At 59.6% G+C, this 1,751-nt stretch carries 1 protein-coding gene; it reads left to right on the plus strand.

All coding sequences use genetic code 11. From position 1 onward, the window contains the following. Window positions 1-1,751, plus strand: a 1,751-nt coding sequence (dxs, locus tag C2U68_RS20325; protein ID WP_140914299.1) for a 1-deoxy-D-xylulose-5-phosphate synthase, incomplete at both ends; no start/stop codon positions are given.

The following is a 1,751-nucleotide window of genomic DNA, read 5'->3' on the forward strand; positions in this document are numbered from 1 at the left end:
TATTTGACGCACACGGTCAGCATTTCCGGCGGCCATTTCGCCGCGGGCCTGGGTACGGTGGAACTGACCGTGGCCTTGCATTATGTGTTCGATACCCCGGTGGACCAGTTGGTGTGGGATGTGGGCCATCAGGCTTATCCGCACAAGATTCTGACCGGGCGCAAGGATCGGATGACGACGATTCGCACCCTCGGCGGGGTGTCGGCCTTTCCGTCGCGCGACGAGAGCGAGTACGACGCGTTTGGCGTCGGCCATTCGTCGACGTCGATCAGTGCGGCCTTGGGCATGGCCATCGCCTCGCAGCTGCGCGGCGAGGACAAGAAGATGGTGGCGATCATCGGCGACGGTTCGATCACCGGCGGCATGGCGTTCGAGGCGATGAACCATGCCGGCGATGTCAATGCCAATCTGTTGGTGATTTTGAACGACAATGAGATGTCGATTTCACCGCCGGTCGGGGCGATGAATAATTACCTGACCAAGATTTTATCCAGCAAGTTTTATTCGTCGGTCAAGAAGGAAAGCAAGAAGGCTTTGTCGAGTATGCCCAGCGTCTGGGAATTGGCGCGGAAAGCGGAAGAACATGTCAAAGGCATGATCGTGCCGGGTACTTTGTTCGAGGAGCTGGGTTTCAATTATTTCGGGCCGATCGACGGTCACGATCTGGAGATGCTGGTGTCGACCCTGGAGAATCTGAAGGATTTGACCGGGCCGGTGTTCCTGCATGTGGTGACCAAAAAGGGCAAGGGTTATGCCCCGGCCGAGAAGGATCCGCTGGCCTATCACGGCGTGCCGGCCTTCGACCCGACCCAGGATTTTCTACCGAAGGCGGCGCCGTCGCCGCATCCGACCTATACCGAGGTGTTCGGCCGTTGGTTGTGCGATATGGCAGCACAAGACGAGCGGTTGTTGGGTATCACCCCGGCGATGCGCGAAGGCTCGGGCTTGGTCGAGTTTTCGCAAAAGTTTCCGAAGCGTTATTTCGATGTAGCGATTGCCGAGCAACATGCGGTGACCTTAGCCGCCGGCCAGGCCTGCCAGGGCGCGAAACCGGTGGTGGCGATTTATTCGACCTTTTTGCAACGCGGTTACGATCAGTTGATTCACGATGTGGCCTTGCAGAATCTGGATGTACTGTTTGCGCTGGATAGAGCCGGTCTGGTGGGACCGGACGGCCCGACTCATGCCGGCGCCTTCGATTACAGTTATATGCGCTGCATCCCCAATCTGCTGGTGATGGCCCCGGCCGACGAGAACGAATGCCGGCAGATGCTGACCACCGGCTTCCACCACCACGGCCCGGCCGCCGTGCGTTATCCGCGCGGCAAGGGTCCCGGTGCGGCGATCAACCCGGAACTCAGCACGCTGGAAATCGGCAAGGGTGAAATCAGACACCAGGGCGGGCGGATTGCGATTCTGGCCTGGGGGGCGATGGTGACGCCGGCCGTCGAAGCCGGCAAGCAACTGGGCGCGACGGTCGCCAACATGCGCTTTGTGAAACCGATCGACGAAGACTTGATCCTGCAGTTGGCCAAAAGCCACGACGTGTTCGTCACGGTCGAGGAAAACGTCATTGCCGGCGGCGCCGGTAGTGCAGTACTGCAGTTCCTGCAACAGCAGAAGATTCTGATGCCCGTGTTGAACATCGGCCTGCCCGACCGCTTCGTCGAGCAGGGTTCCCGCGAGGAATTGCTCAGCCTGTGCCGGCTCGATGCCAACGGTATCCGCCAGCAGATCGAAGCTTTTTGCGC

It is taken from the genome of Methylomonas koyamae (genome assembly GCF_006483455.1).
GTDB classification, from domain to species: Bacteria; Pseudomonadota; Gammaproteobacteria; order Methylococcales; family Methylomonadaceae; genus Methylomonas; species Methylomonas koyamae_B.